The 13396-nt window shown below is 74.9% G+C and carries 10 protein-coding genes; 6 read left to right on the forward strand and 4 right to left on the reverse strand.

The genetic code is table 11. The features are described from left to right. Positions 1–5: 5 nt before the first annotated feature. The 4 genes from POL25_RS21655 (at position 6) to POL25_RS21670 (ending at position 6133) form a co-directional block, all read left to right on the forward strand. Positions 6–269: a hypothetical protein gene (locus POL25_RS21655; protein WP_272088035.1), complete on the forward strand. Its 264-nt coding sequence runs from the start codon at positions 6–8 to the stop codon at positions 267–269. Continuing rightward, positions 269–2686, forward strand: coding sequence for a hypothetical protein (locus tag POL25_RS21660; protein WP_272088036.1), 2418 nt, complete (start codon positions 269–271; stop codon positions 2684–2686). Before POL25_RS21655 ends, POL25_RS21660 begins: the two co-directional genes overlap by 1 nt. Continuing rightward, a complete protein-coding gene (locus POL25_RS21665; protein ID WP_272088037.1) occupies positions 2683–4224 on the forward strand; it encodes a hypothetical protein in 1542 nt (513 codons plus the stop codon). Before POL25_RS21660 ends, POL25_RS21665 begins: the two co-directional genes overlap by 4 nt. Before the next feature lie 145 nt (positions 4225–4369). Beyond that, positions 4370–6133 carry a proton-conducting transporter transmembrane domain-containing protein gene (locus POL25_RS21670; protein ID WP_272088038.1) on the forward strand — a complete coding sequence of 588 codons (1764 nt, stop codon included), beginning with the start codon at positions 4370–4372 and terminating at the stop codon, positions 6131–6133. A 148-nt stretch (positions 6134–6281) separates the two neighbouring features. Here the strand turns inward: POL25_RS21670 and POL25_RS21675 are convergent, their stop codons facing one another. The 4 genes from POL25_RS21675 to serS form a co-directional block, all read right to left on the reverse strand. Beyond that, positions 6282–7172 (reverse strand): hypothetical protein, encoded by an 891-nt coding sequence (locus POL25_RS21675; protein WP_272088039.1) that lies wholly within the window; start codon positions 7170–7172, stop codon positions 6282–6284. A gap of 29 nt (positions 7173–7201) precedes the next feature. Next, positions 7202–8113 (reverse strand): GNAT family N-acetyltransferase, encoded by a 912-nt coding sequence (locus POL25_RS21680; protein WP_272088040.1) that lies wholly within the window; start codon positions 8111–8113, stop codon positions 7202–7204. Between the two features lie 386 nt (positions 8114–8499). After that, a complete protein-coding gene (gene trpS, locus POL25_RS21685) occupies positions 8500–9516 on the reverse strand; it encodes a tryptophan--tRNA ligase (protein WP_272088041.1) in 1017 nt (338 codons plus the stop codon). 52 nt (positions 9517–9568) lie between these two features. Then, on the reverse strand, positions 9569–10942 hold the full coding sequence (gene serS, locus POL25_RS21690) for a serine--tRNA ligase (protein WP_272088042.1): 1374 nt from the start codon (positions 10940–10942) through the stop codon (positions 9569–9571). Positions 10943–11178: 236 nt separating this feature from the next. Between serS and POL25_RS21695 the strand changes: the two genes are divergently transcribed. Both POL25_RS21695 and dacB read left to right on the forward strand, forming a co-directional pair. Then, complete coding sequence (locus POL25_RS21695) at positions 11179–11364, forward strand: hypothetical protein (protein ID WP_272088043.1); 186 nt, start codon at positions 11179–11181, stop codon at positions 11362–11364. A 331-nt stretch (positions 11365–11695) separates the two neighbouring features. Further along, on the forward strand, positions 11696–13273 hold the full coding sequence (gene dacB / locus POL25_RS21700) for a D-alanyl-D-alanine carboxypeptidase/D-alanyl-D-alanine endopeptidase (RefSeq protein ID WP_272088044.1): 1578 nt from the start codon (positions 11696–11698) through the stop codon (positions 13271–13273). The last annotated feature ends 123 nt before the right edge of the window (positions 13274–13396 follow it).

A 13396-nucleotide genomic window follows, 5' to 3' on the forward strand; every position in this document is an offset into this window, starting at 1 on the left:
CGCGCGTGCCCATCACCCACGTCTACTACCTGGCCAGCGGCTTGTGGCTGCTCGGGCTCGCGGGCGTGCTGCTGCGCCGCGAGGGCTGGGGACGGACGCTGGCGCTGGTGGTGATGCTGGTCGGCGCGGCGACGGTGCTGGTCGGGGCCGCGCGCGCGTGGGCGCTGGCCGACATCCACGGCCTGGCGGCGCTGATGTTCGCGCTCGCCGGGGCTTACGCGGTGGTGCTGGCGACGCTGCAGCCCGAGCCGGACCGGGAAGGTCCGTGATGGGCGCGCTGGCGGCGACGCTGCTCCCGGCGGCGGTCGGGCTCGCGCTCGTCGGCCTGGTCGGGCCGCTGGAGCGCCGCTGGGGCGCCGCGGCCGCCAGCGCGACGGCGGCCCGCGCGGCCCTGGTGGCGGCGGTGCTGGCCTGCCTGGTGCTGTGGCAGGCGATCCAGCGCGACCAGCTCGAGCACCGCCTGGCGTGGATCCGCGTCGGCCGCACGACCACGATCGACTGGATCGTCCAGCTCGACGGGCTCGGGCTGGCGCTGGCGCTCGTGAGCCTGGCGGCGCTGGGGCTCGGGGTGGTGGCGATCCTGGCCTTCGGGACAGCCGGCGGCGGACGCCCTGGCGCCCGCGTGGTCGTGGCCGCCGGCGGGGCCCTGGTGCTGGCGAGCGGCGGGACGCTGGTCCAGCTGGGGCTCGGGGTCGGGCTGTGCGTGCTGGCTCTTCGAGCATGGCCGATGGACCATGTCTCTTCAGACATGACTGTACGAGCATGGCCTGTGGACCATGTCTCCACGGACATGACCGAGAGGGCATGGCCGTTGGGTCTGGTGGGCGCGGGCCTGTCGCTGGCGATCCTGGCCTGGCTGGCGGCCGCGGGCGACTTCGACCTGATGCGGCTCGAGCGGTCGACGCTGGCGCAAGACGGGTCGCAGCTGGTGCGCGGCGAGATCGGCGGGCCGCTGTTCGGCTGGCCGCCGGGCGTGGTAGCGACCGTCAGCGTCGGCGCGGCGGCGCTGGCGTGGATCGGGGCGTGGCCGCGGCTGGTGGCGCGAGCCTGGGCCGAGGGGCCCGGGCCGGCGCTGGTGGCCACGTGCGCGGCCGGGCCGGCGCTGACCGTGGTGCTGCTGCGCACGCAGGTGGCGCTGGCGATGGCCCCGACCGCGCTGGCGCTGGTCACGGTGGCGGCGGCGGGCACGGCGGCGTGGGCGGGGCTGCAGGCGGCCCGGGCCGGCACGAGCGCGCGGGCGGTGGCGAGCGGGACGGCGGCGACGCTGGCGATCGCGACGGCGACCATCGCCATCGGCGAGCCGATCGCGGCGACCCAGCTGCTGCTGGCGGGCAGCCTGGCGTGGGCGGCGATGATCGCGGGGCTGCAGGCGCCGCGGCGGCTGCGGGCCGGCGTCGCCGGGCTGGCGGGGCTGGGCCTGATCGCGGGGCTGGGACCGGCCGTGGCGGGGCTGTGGAACGACCTCAGCGCGTGGTCGAGCGGGATCAACGTCGTCGCGCCGGCGCTGGCGCTGGTCACGGTGACGGCGACGGCCTGCGCGATCGGACATGTCCTCACGGACAGGACCGATGCGCCAGGTTGGCGGCAGCCCGAGGCGCCGCCGCTGCTGTCCGGGGTAGCCATGCTCCTGGCGCTGGGCGCGGTGGCGGCGGGGCTGTGGCCGCTGGCGCCGCGGATCTGGCAGCAGTTCGTGGCCGGCCGCATGTTCGAGGGGGCCTACGCCCTGGGGCCGCGACCGGACGCGTGGTTCGTCGGGCCGTGGCTGGGGATGGGGCTGGTGGCGGTCGCGGTGGCGATCGGGCTGGGGCTGGCGCCGCGGATCCGCCCGGCCCCGGCGCGCACGCGCAGGCGATCCGCGGGCGCCGCGGGTCCGACGATCCCGCGGCTGCTGCGGCTCGGCGAGCGGCTGGTGGCGCGCCTGACCTTGTGGCCAGGTGACGAGCGGGTGACGGTCGCGCCCGGCCGCTTCGATGTGCGCGGGCCGCTGCTGCTGACGAGCGCCGGGGTGCTGGCGATCCTCGGCTCGGTGTTCTGCAACCCGGACGTGGTGGTGCTGGGCCCGACGCGTGTGCACCCGGTCGACCTGGGGGGCCTCGACGCGGCGATGGCGGGGGCCCGCCGCGGGACCGGGGCGGCGACGCCGAGCCCCGCCGGGCCGGCCGGGGCGCCAGCAGGACAGGGCGAGGACATCGGCCCGGCGCCGCTCGGCGGCGTCGATCGGGCTGGCGGCGCGGACATGCTCGAAGGGGTAGGCGCTGCGCAGCGAGGCGAGACGGCTGGTGGATCGAACATGCCCGAAGGGGCAGGTTCGCAGGCGTCGTCGGGCGCGCACGGAGCTGGTGGATCGGACATGTTCGAAGGAGCAGGTTCACCGGCGCCGACAGGTGCGCGTGGAGCTGGTGGATCGGACATGCTCGAAGGGGCAGGTTCACCGACGCCGACGGGTGCGCGCGGAGCTGACGGACCGGTCATGCTCGAAGGGGCAGGCGCTCGGACGCCGACGAGCGCGCCTGGAGCCGCCGGCGCGGGCGCGCCCGACGGGCCCGGCTCGCAGGCGCGTGGAGCTGGTGGATCGGACATGCCCGAAGGGGCAGGTTCGATGCGACATGGCGCGATGGACATGTCCGAAGGGTCAGCGAGCCCGCGCCCCGGGGATACCGGCGCGGCGGCGGGAGGGCGCCCATGAGCGTGCTGGCCGACCTGCGGCTCCTGGCGGCGCTGCCGTGGCTGGCGGCCCTGGCGGTGCTGCTGCTGCCGCGGCGGGCGGCGCGGGCCTGCGCGCTGACGGCGACGGGGCTCGGGGTGCTCGCGGCGCTGGCCTGCTCGGCGGGCGCGCCGGCGATCGAGGTGGAGTGGCTCGGCCGCGGGGTCGCGCTGCGGCTGACGTCGGGCCCGCTGGCGGCGTTCGGGCTGGTGGCGACGGCGGTCGCGGGGCTGCTGGCGGTGCTGGAAGAGGAGACGCGCGGCCGCGGTCGACTGGCCGGGCTGCTGGCGCTGCTCGGGACGGTGCTGGTCGGGCTCCTGGCCGGTGACGTGCTGGTGCTGGCGGCCGCGTGGGCGCTGGCGCCGGCGCTGGTGCTGGGGCTGCTGGCCGCGCGCGCGAGCGAGGCGGAGGGCCGGATCGCCGGGCGAGCGCTGGCGCTGCTGCTGTCCCTCGGGGCAGGTGCGGTGCTGCTGGTCGGGGCCGGGCTGGCGGTGGCGCACCGCGGGGCCAGCAGCGGCACATGGAGCGCGGCGCTGACCGGGCTGGCGAGCGTGCGCGTGCCCGAGGCGGCGGCGACGGGGCTGGCGGGGGCGCTGGCGCTGGCGTGCGCGCTGGCGATCGGGCTGTGGCCGCTGCACGCGGGGCTGGTCGAAGGGACAGCCGTGGGCTCGCGCGGGACGACCCGGCTGCTGGCCGGGCCGGTGCGCTGGCTCGGGCTCGACGCGCTGATCCGGCTGTGGGCGCCGCTGGTGCCGCTGGGCGCGGCCGCGACGGCGCCGTGGCTGGCCGGGCTGGCCACGCTGGGGGCGATCTACGCCGGACTTTCGGCGCGCGTCGAGCTCGACCCGGAGCGGCGCGCGGCCCGGATCGCGCTGGTCGGCTGGAGCGTGGCGACCGTCGGGGTGGCCACGCTGACGCACGAAGGGCTGAGCGGGGCGCTGCTGCTCGCGGTCGTGGCCGGGCTCGGGCAGCCGGGGCTGGCGCGGGCCGAACCGATCGCGCGGGTGGTGCTCGGCCTCGCCGGCGGGCTGGCGGGCGGGCTGGTGATCGTCGCGGCGCTGCGCCCGGCCGCGCTGACGCTCGGGGCGCTCGGGCCGTGGTGCGCCTGCGGGGCCGCGCTGGCGCTGGGGCTGGCGGGTTCGGCGATGGCCCGCGGGACAGGTATCAAGGGGCATGTCGCCAGGGACATGGTGAAAGCGACAGGTCCTTCAGGGCATGTCGCGCAGGACATGGCGGATACGACAGGTCGCGCGGGACATGTCCCCGGGCGCTGGTCGACGGCGGCGCTGGTGACGGTGGTGGCGGTGGCGATCGCCCGACCGAGCCTGGTGCTCGGGCGCCTCGACGAGGCCGGCGAGGCGTGGGTCCGCGCGAGCGCGCTGCAGCGCTGCCTGGCGCTGGTCGACCCACGCATCGTGGCGGTGCTGCTGCCGCCGGTGGCGCCGACCCGCTGCGAGTCGCCGCTCGCAGGGCTGCGCGCGGGCAAGGCGATCGCGGCGGAGGCGGAGGGCCAGCGATGACGGCGACTCGCTCACGGTTCGCAAGGTTGGCGAGCGCGGTGGTTTCGCTTCACGGCGAGCCGCGGCGCGCGGAGCGGACGAGTAACGGAGGGCCAGCGATGGCGGCGAGTCGCCCACGGTTCGCAGGGCTGGTGAGCGCGGTGGCTTGCATTCGCTGCGAGACGTCGCGCGTCGCGGAGGGCTGGCGATGATCGAGGCGGTGGTGCCGTTCGGATCGGCGGCGATCGTGGGGCTGTGGGGCGTGCTCAGCTTGCTGGCGGCGCGGGCGGGGCAGCCGGCGGGGCTCGGGCGGCTGGCGCTCGGGCGGGCGGTGCCGGCGGGCGGATTGGTGCTCGCGCTGGTGACGGCGCTGGCGGGCCTGACGGCGCCCGATCTGGTCGGCGAGCTGCAGGCGCGCGGGGCCGTCGTCGTCGATCGCCTGGCGGCGCTGTTCGACGCGTTGCTGGTGACGGTGCTGCTGGCGGCGGTGATCGCCGATCCACGGCCGGGCTCCGAGCCGCGCGCGGTGTGGGGGCGCGGGATGCTGCTGCTCACCGGCGCGGGGGCGATGCTGGCGGTGCGCGCGGCCGACTGGGCCAGCCTGGTCGTCGGGCTCGAGCTGGCGACGCTGGCGGCCGGGCTGTGCCTGGCGGCCGGTCGTGAGGGTGAGGGCGAGGGCGCGACCGAGGCGGGGCGCGAGTCGGCGCGGACCTGGCTCTTGGGACAGGGTCTGGGCGCGGCGTCGCTGTGGCTCGGGGCCGGTCTGTTGATCGCGGCGACCGGGACGGTGCGGCTGCACGAGCTCGGGGCGCGGGTCGGCGCGGCGTTCTTGCGCTGGGGCGCCAGCACCACCCAGGCGGCGGTCGACGTGCTTCAGGCGAAGGAGGCGATGCCGGCCGGGCTGATCGCGCACGCCCGCGACGCGGCGGTCGAGGGCATGGCCCCGGCTGCCCTGTATGTGCCGGGCGCGCTGCTGGTGCTGGCGGGGCTGCTGGTGCGCGCGGGGGTGTTCCCGCTGCTGGCCGGGCGCACGCGGGTGGCCGGGCGCGCGGGGCTGTGCGGCTGGGTCGCGACGGAGCTGGTCGTGAGGACAGCCGCGGTGGCGGCGCTGATCCGCGTGTTCGTGGCGGCGCTGCATACCCCGCGGGTGGTCTACGCGCCGTACGGTTGGGGCACGGCGGCGGCGGTGGTCGGCGGGGTCGCGGTGGTGGTGTGCGGGCTGCGGGCGGTGCGGGCCGCCGATCTGCGGCGCCTGCTGGCGTGGGCCGGCGCGGCGCAGGTCGGGATGACGCTGCTGGCGATCGCGGCGGCGGCCAACTTCGTCGCCCACGCGGGGCTGCGCGCCGGCGGGCTCGAGGTCGCCGATCATTACGTGTGGGGCCACACCGCGGCCGAGGCCGCGGTGGCGGCGGCGGTGTTCGGCCACGCGGTGTTCGCCCTGGCGGCGATGACGGCGATGGCCGCGGCGGCGGCGGTCGAGGCCAACCGCGGGCTGGTCGACCTGACCGGCGCGGTCCGGCGCAGCCCGGTGCTGGCCGGGGCGCTGGTGGTCGCCGCGCTGACGCTGGCCGGGGCGCCGCCGACGGCCGGGCTGGCCGGGCGCTGGTGGTGGTTCACGGCTGTGCTCGAGGACAGCAACGTGTTGGTCCGGGTGATGGCAGCCGCGGCGGCGGTCGGCAGCGCGCTGGTCGGCTGGGCCTGCCTGCGGCCGCTGCTGGCGGCGCTGACCCCTGCGCCGGGCGGGACGGGGTCGACGGCGCGGCCGCGGCGCGGGGCGCTGGTAGTGGCGGCTGTGCTTTCGGGCATGCTCGTGGGGGCAGGTCTCTGGGCACATGTCGCATGGGACATGGTCCAAGAGGCATCCGCGGGGATCGCGTTCCAGGCCGGCAGCAAGGGCCGCCGCGAGTGGCTCGGCCGCGCGACGGAGTGACGGCCCGAGATCCAGAGGGTCATGACCGGAGGCGGTCATGACCCTTTGAACATGTCTCGATGAGCATGTTCAAAGGGGCATGTCGTACGCGCGAAGAGGCCCGCGGGCGCAGGGCGCCGGCGGGCCTCTCGCGGGGCGCGGGTGAGGATCAGCCGCAGACGCTGCCCATCGCGCCGCCCTGGCTGATCGAGCCGGCCATGCAGGCGCCGTTCATGCAGTCGGCGTCGGTCTTGCACTCGCCGCACACGCCGAGCTTCAAGAATCCCATCACGTCGACCTCGCCGCACTGGCCGGAGGCGCAGGCGGCGTCGGCGTCGTCCTCGCCGAGCGGGCAGAGGGCGCCGTTCTCGACGCTGCCGGGCTCGACGCACTTCTTGGCGCCGCTGAACGCCGCGATGTCGAGCTCGGGGCTGCAGATCTTGCCCATGTCGCAGTCGGCCGATTCGCTGCACTCGCCGCAGGTGTCGGGGATGATGCCGGGGATCGGGAGGTCGACCGCGGGGCCGCAGATCAGGCCGTCCTGGCAGGCGTCCTGCGACATGCACTGGTTGCCGTAGCCGCCGGCGGCGCAGGTGGCCCCGCTGGGCCCGAGCGAGCAGGAGATGCCGGTGCCGGCGCGCAAGCAGTCGGCGTCCTCGTTGCACTCCGAGCAGATGCCGCCGTCGGGGAACAGCGGGCTCGTGTAGCAGTTCATCGACTCGCAGTCGCTGTTGCCCGCGCACATCTGCCCGTTCGGCAGCGGCCCGCTCGGGCCGGTGGTGCCCTGGGTGGCCTCGGTGGTGATGAAGCCGGCCGACATGTTGGTGGTGGTCGGCGTGTCGTCGGTGGTGGTGTCGTCGAGAGTGGTCGAGCTGCCAGTGGTGGTCGTGCTGGTGGTCGGCGTGTCGGGGCCGGTCGAGGTGCTGGCGGTGCTGTCACCGGAGGTCGTGGTTTCGGTGGCGCTCTCGCCGGCCGGATCGTCGCCGCGACAGGCGGTGAGGGCGAGGGCGGCAGCGAGGGCGAGGGCGGCAGTCTTGGCGAAGTTATGCGCGAGGGTCACGGTGAAGCTCCGGGATCGGTCCGCGCGCATCATCCATCGCCGCGTCGCGGATTGTCCAGACGCCGGCGCAGTGCGAGATCCATGGCTGCGAACCGCTGCGCGACGCGAAACTCGCCGCGTGAGTGCGCGGGCTCCGAGACCTCGACGTCGCGCGCGGGCGGCAGCGTGGCGGTGATCGAACTCACCGGGTCGGCTCCGTACAGGAGCAGCGGCATGCCCGTGGGCGTGCACGCGAGCAGAGCCGCGACCGCAGCCGCAGGATCGACGTCACGCGCGACGAGCATGCGCTGGACCAGCAGCGCTCGTCCTTCGCGCGAGACGTGGGCCCAGGCGCCGGGCAGCGGCTCCAGCGTGGCCGCGAGCGCCGGCGGCGTGCGTGCCCACGCGCCCGCACGCCAGGCGCAGACCTCGAGTGGTTCGCTGTTCGTGGGGGCCGGGGACCACGGGAGCTTGCTGCGGTCGGCGAGCTCACGGTCCCAAAGGACATGCGAGATCGGGCATGTCCCATGGGCCAGGAGGGTGACGCGGCGAGCGCTGACGACGAGGCCGAGGCGGGCGTAGAAGGCCTCGCTCGCGGGCTCGGCGAGCACGCGCAAGGTCGAGAAGTCGCGGGCGGCGAGGCGCGCCGCGACCTCCTCGACGAGCGCGCGACCGAGGCCGCCGCCGCGACGCGCCGCGATCACGCCGAGGCCGGCGGAGTGGGCGACCGGGTCGCCGGGCTCCTGGCCGATGAGGAAGTAACCAAGGAGCATGTCCTGAGGGACATGTCCTGAAGCACCCGCGGCGACGGCGAGCACGGAGAGCTCGGGGTCGACGGCCTCGCGCTGCAGCTTGCGCGCGAACCACCCGGGCGCCCGCTCGCCACGGCCGAAGATGTCCTCGGCGAGGCGCGTGAGCGCGTCGGTGGCGACGCCGCGCAGGCTGCGGAGCTCGAAGTCCATGGAGGCGTAGCGAGTCTGGCAGAGGGCGGCGAGGACGGCGAGGCGGTCGGGCGCGGCACCCGTCACTCGCCCTGCGGAGCCGTGGACTGCCGCTCGACGCAGGCGGTCGAGAGGGGCCGGGCTTCGAGCCGAGCTCGGCGGGCCGCGAACAGCATCCGGGGATGCTGCGCCGCGCGAGGAGCACGCCTCGAAGCGTGGCCTCCGCGGCGAGAGCGTCGCTTCGCGGCGAGAGCGTCGCTCCGAGGGCATCACGCAGCGCCTCGCGAGAATCACTCCCCGAAGCGTCGCCACCGCGGCGAGAGCGTCGCCGCGAAATCACTCCTCGGTTGGCCGGCGCAGGCGGCCCAGCGTTGCCTCACCGCCGCGCCTTCGCTGCGCTCGCGGGCTCAGGCGAGGCCGACAGCGCGGCGGCAGCGGTCGATCGTCGCGCGGGCGATCGGGCGGGCGCGGGCGGCCGAGGCCTGGAGGACGGCTTCGACCTCCTCGGGGTGCTGCAGCAGGTGCTCGCGGCGGGCCCTGGCGGGGGCGAAGTGGGCGTCGATCTTGTCGGCCAGCAGCATCTTCGCGTGGCCGTAGCCGAACGGCTGACCGTCGCGCGCGCCGGCGCGGTACCAGTCGGCGATCTGGGCCAGCTCGGCCTCGCCCGCGAGCAGCTTGAGCAGCGCGAACACGTTGCAGGTGTCGGGGTTGAGCGGCTGGCCGAGCGGCGTCGAGTCGGTGACGATCTGGCCGACCAGCTTGCGCAGCTTCTTGCCCGACTCGAACAGCGGCAGGGTGTTGCCGTAGCTCTTGGACATCTTGCGGCCGTCGTTGCCGGGCACGATCGGCGCGGTGCCGAGCAGCGCCTCGGGCCGGACGAGCAGCGGCGGGCCGCCGGCGGCGTAGGCCTCGTTGAGGTAGGTCGCCATGTCCTGGGCGAACTCGACGTGCTGCAGCTGATCCTTGCCGACCGGCACCAGGGTGCCGTCGTAGATCAGGATGTCGGCGGCCATCAGCAGCGGGTAGTTGAAGAGGCCGGCGTTGGGCTTGATGCCCTGGGCGAGCTTGTCCTTGTAGCTGGTGGCCCGCTCCATCAGGCCCAGGCCGGTGACGCAGGCGAGCAGCCAGGCGAGCTCGTGGACCTCGGGGATGTCGCTCTGGCGGAACAGCACCGCCTTGGCTGGATCGAGGCCGAGCGCCAGGTAGGTGACCGCCGCGTCGAACACGTTCTGCCGCAGCGCCGCCGGGTCGCGCAGGGTCGTCAGCGCGTGGTAGTCGGCGATGAAGTAATAGGCCGCGCCCGGGTAGCGGTCCTGCAGCGCGATGTGCTGGGCGATCGCGCCGAAGTAGTTGCCGAGGTGGAGCACGCCCGAGGGCTGGATGCCCGAGAGCACGCGCGGGGCAGGGGATGGCGCTTGGGACATGGCGCTTGGGACCTGTCGGAAAGGACCTGTCGGAAGGGACCTGTCGAAAAGCTCAGGCGCGGCGGCGGGGGCCGATCACCGGCTTGCCGACCAGTGGCTGCAGGACCTCGGGGACGGCGACGGTGCCGTCGGCCTGCTGGTAGTTCTCGAGGATGGCGACGAGGGCCCGCGAGGTGGCGACGGCGGTGCCGTTCAGCATGTGGACGTGGCGCGGCTTGGGCTTGCCGTCGCCGGCCGGGCGGTAGCGGATCCGCAGGCGGCGGGCCTGGTAGTCGGTGCAGTTCGAGGTGCTGGTGATCTCGCCGTGGGCGCCGCGGCCGGGCATCCACGCCTCGAGGTCGAACTTGCGGAAGGCGGGGCCGCCGAGGTCGCCGCTGGCGATGTCGAGGACGCGGTAGGGGATCTTCAGGGCCTGGAAGATCTCCTCTTCGAGGGCGAGCAGGCGCTCGTGCATCGCCTCGCTCTGCTCCGGCGTGGTGAAGGCGAACAGCTCGACCTTGGTGAACTGGTGCACGCGGTAGAGGCCCTTCGACTCCTGGCCCGAGGAGCCGGCCTCGGTGCGGAAGCAGTGCGACAGGCCGGCGAGCAGCAGCGGGAGCTGCTCCTCCTCGAGGATCGCGTCGGCGAGCATGCCGCCGAGCGTGATCTCGGCGGTGCCGACCAGGCACAGGTCGCTGTCGGCGATGCTGTAGACCTGGGTCGACTCGCCGCGCGGCTGGAACCCGAGGCCGCGCAGGATCTCCTCGCGCGCGAGGTCCGGCGTGGTGTGCAGCGTGAAGCCGTGGCGGGCGGCGACGGCGAGCGCGAAGTGCTGCAGCGCGAGGTCGAGGAGCACCGCCTCGTGCTTGAGGTAGTAGAACTTCTGGCCGGCGACCCGGGCGCCCGCCTCGAAATCGACGAGGTCGAGCGACTCGGCGACCGCGAGGTGGTCGCGCGGAGCGAAGCCCTCGGCGGGGAAGTCGCGCGGGGTGCCGACGCGGCGCAGCTCGCGGTGGTCGTCGTCGGTGCGGCCGCGCGGGGTGCTCTCGTGGGTGAGGTTGGGGACGCGGGTCCAGGCCTCGTCGCGGGCGCGCAGGGCGGCCTCGGTCTGGTCGACGAGAGATCTCTCGTCGGTGCGCAGCTGCTTGCCCTGCTCGATGAGACGGGCCCGTTCGCCGGCCTGCTGGTCCTTGGGCAGCGCAGCGACCGACTTCATGGCGGCGCTGGTCTGGTTCTGCTGCTGGCGGAGCTCGTCCTGGCGGCGGAGCAGGCCGAGGTAGGCGGCGTCGAGGTCGACGAGGCGGGCGACGGTCTGCGCGGCCCAGTCGGCGCCCGCGGGGTCGGCGGCGGAGCCAGGGGCGAGGTCCTCGAACACGCGGGCGTGGCGGTCGCGCAGGTTCTGGGCGATCCGGGCGCTGTCATCGCGGAGGACGTGGATGTCGAGCATGGGGCGCGGACATTAGCAGGCCCGGCGCGCGGGGGAAGGGGTCGCTCGTGGGGGCCGCAGCGGGGGCGCGGGGGGCCGTCGGCGGAAATCAGCGCTTGACCCAACGGGGCCGCTCACGCATCCTACGCCGCTCCAAAGCGCCGGCCGCCGGCCGGCCCGGGACCCTCGGGTCGCCCGAATTCGGGCGAATCAGGCCCCGTAGACCAACATTTGCCGCCACAGAGGTCCTTGCCGCCATGGGATACGCAGACAACCGCCACACGCCGAAGATGCGCCAGCGCCGGAGCCGGAACAAGCTGATCGCCCGCCTCAAGCGCAAGGCGGCCGAGGTCAAGGCGACCCGCCTGGCCAACAAGCAGAACGCCCCGGTCGAGTCCGGCAGCAAGAAGACGAAGACCAAGAAGAAGACCGACAAGGGCTAGTCGGTCGCGGAACGGAGAGGGGCCTGTCCCGAAAGACAGGCCGCGCTCCCTGAGCAGAAGAGAGGCGTTCGTCGGGCGATCTGGCCCGAAGGACAGCCTCTTTTCGTATGCGGCGAGGGTGATGAGCTGTCCCGAAGGACAGCCGAGCTCCTCGGGGGCGCGACAGGCGGGGGAGGCTCGATGGCCCGAGCGACGGGCGAAAATGCGCGCGCCGGGAAGGGTCGCCGGGGCCGAGGAGCGGGGCCATTCGGGGCGCCAGGGGTCCGAACGGGCCGAAAGTCCGATTTCTTGAGCGCGGGGGGCAGGTACGCCATGGTGGGATAACCCCGCCGTGACCCGCTCCTTTCCTCAGCTCGCCAGCTTCGCCCTCGCCCTGATCACCGCCTACGCGGGCCTGGCGACCGCCGGTCCGCGCTCGCATGGGCAGGCACCCGCGCCGCAGACGCTGCGCGGGGCCTTCGAGGCGGACGAGCCGGGGGTGGTGCCGCGGGCCGGAGCGCCGTTCGCGGCGCAGACCTGGCCGCAGCGGGTGGCGGCGCGCCTGGACGACGTGTCGGCGCGCGCGCAGTCGCGCGGGTGGACGGCCGACCCGGCCGACGACGCCAACCTGCGCCGCAAGCTGGCCGAGCTGGTCCGTCGCGCCGGCCCCGGGGTCGCGGTCCACGTGGCCGATCTGGACGAAGGGACATGGCTCTTCGACCAGAACGGCGCGGCCCGCCTCAACCCGGCCTCGAATCAGAAGGTGCTGACGGCCCTCGCGGCGCTCGAGCTGCTGGGCCCCGACTATCGGTTCGAGACCCGGCTGATGCGCGACGGCGACGCGCTGGTGCTGATCGGCGACGGCGATCCGAGCTTGCAGCTGCAGGGGCTGCACGCGCTGGCGAGCAAGGCGCTGGCCGCCGATGCGCTGGCCGGCGTGCGGCGGATCGTGATCGACGAGCGGGCCTTCTCGCCCGAGCGGTTCGGGCCCGGCTACGAGGAGCCGGCGGGCGCGGGTCCGAGTTATCTGGCGCCGAGCGGGGCGCTGTCGCTGAGCTTCAACACGGTCGAGACGACGGTGCGCACCGACGGCAAGACGGTCCACGTCGAGGTGTCGCCGGCGAGCGAGCACGTGACGGTGGTCGCCAGGGCGCGACCGCTCCGCGGGCGCGCGCTCGAGGTGACGAGCACGTGCGCGGGCGGGCAGACGGTGCTGACGGTGACCGGCGCGGCCAAGCGCAAGCCGATCACGGTGCGGCGACGGATCTGCGATCCGGGCCAGTTCGCGGGCGAGGCGTTCGCGGCGGTGCTGCACGAGCTCGGCGGGCCGCTGCTGCCGGTCGAGCGCGGGGCGGCGTCGGCCCACGCGCGCGAGGTGGCGACGCGGACTTCGCCGCCGCTGGCGCAGATCCTGGCGAGCGCGCTCAAGTACTCGAACAACTTCACGAGCGAGCAGGTGCTGCGCACGCTCGGGCGCCGGATGTCCGGAGAGCCAGGTTCGTGGGACAACGGGCGCGCGGCGCTGCAGGCGTTCTGGCGCGCGGCCGGCAACGACCCGCGCGAGCTGCAGCCGGAGAACGGCTCGGGCCTGAGCCTGCGCGGCCGCGTGAGCGCGCGCGGGCTGGTCCGCGTGCTGGCGCTGGCCCGTGACGAGGGCGCGGCGGCGGCCAGCATCGTGCCGGCGCTGGCCGGCGCGGGCGGCGAGGGGACGCTGCGCCTGCGCATGCCGGGCGGTCGCGGCCGCGTGCGCGGGAAGACCGGGACGATCGGTGGCGTGAGCGCGCTGTCGGGGATCGCGGCGACGCCCGACGGCCGGCGAGCGCTCGGCTTCAGCGTGCTGATCAACGGCAAGAACCTGGCGATGCCGCGCAGCCGCGCGCTGCAAGACCGCATCGTCCTGGCGCTGCTCGAGCACCTCGACGCCCGCTGAACGCCGCGTGAAGGCGATACTGGCGGTCTGAAAGGACATGTTCCGAAGGACCTGGTGCATGAGACAGGTCTGAAGAGGCATGTCCTCGAGGACAGTTGGCGTGCCCGCGGGAGACCGCGGACA

The organism is Nannocystis bainbridge, assembly GCF_028368995.1.
In the GTDB taxonomy this organism is placed as follows: domain Bacteria; phylum Myxococcota_A; class Polyangia; order Nannocystales; family Nannocystaceae; genus Nannocystis; species Nannocystis bainbridge.

Excerpts from the sequence above, each read along its gene's own strand:
- POL25_RS21660 (WP_272088036.1), top strand. The coding sequence starts at position 269 with ATGGGCGCGCTGGCGGCGACGCTGCTCCCGGCGGCGGTCGGGCTCGCG.
- POL25_RS21665 (WP_272088037.1), top strand. The coding sequence starts at position 2,683 with ATGAGCGTGCTGGCCGACCTGCGGCTCCTGGCGGCGCTGCCGTGGCTG.
- POL25_RS21680 (WP_272088040.1), bottom strand. The coding sequence starts at position 8,113 with ATGGACTTCGAGCTCCGCAGCCTGCGCGGCGTCGCCACCGACGCGCTC.
- trpS (WP_272088041.1), bottom strand. The coding sequence starts at position 9,516 with ATGTCCCAAGCGCCATCCCCTGCCCCGCGCGTGCTCTCGGGCATCCAG.
- serS (WP_272088042.1), bottom strand. The coding sequence starts at position 10,942 with ATGCTCGACATCCACGTCCTCCGCGATGACAGCGCCCGGATCGCCCAG.
- POL25_RS21695 (WP_272088043.1), top strand. The coding sequence starts at position 11,179 with ATGGGATACGCAGACAACCGCCACACGCCGAAGATGCGCCAGCGCCGG.